1 protein-coding gene is annotated in these 486 nt (G+C 65.8%); it reads left to right on the plus strand.

The window, feature by feature from the left end; genetic code table 11:
• Window positions 1-486 (plus strand): cbb3-type cytochrome c oxidase subunit I (locus tag Q2100_RS08710; protein WP_302913697.1); only part of this gene is annotated, 486 nt, incomplete at both ends.

Here is a 486-nt window from a genome sequence, read left to right on the forward strand (position 1 = left end):
GTCACCACCACCGATCACAAGCTGATCGGCATCATGTACTGCGTCGCCTGCTTCGTGTTCTTCTTCATCGGCGGGTTGATGGCGCTGTTCATGCGCACCGAGCTCACGGTGCCGGGCCTGCAGTTCCTGTCCAACGAGCAGTACAACCAGCTGTTCACCATGCACGGCACGGTGATGCTGCTGTTCTACGCGACGCCCATCGTGTTCGGCTTCGCCAACCTGGTGCTGCCGCTGCAGATCGGCGCGCCCGACGTGGCGTTCCCCCGGCTCAACGCCTTCTCGTTCTGGCTGTTCCTGTTCGGCGCGCTGATCGCGATCGCCGGCTTCATCACCCCCGGCGGCGCGGCCGACTTCGGCTGGACCGCCTATTCGCCGCTGACCGACGCCATCCACTCACCGGGCGCCGGCGGCGACCTGTGGATCATGGGCCTGGCCGTCGGCGGTCTGGGCACCATCCTGGGCGCGGTCAACATGATCACCACGGTG

The sequence above is a fragment of the Mycolicibacterium arseniciresistens genome (assembly GCF_030519285.1).
Taxonomy (GTDB): Bacteria; Actinomycetota; Actinomycetes; order Mycobacteriales; family Mycobacteriaceae; genus Mycobacterium; species Mycobacterium arseniciresistens.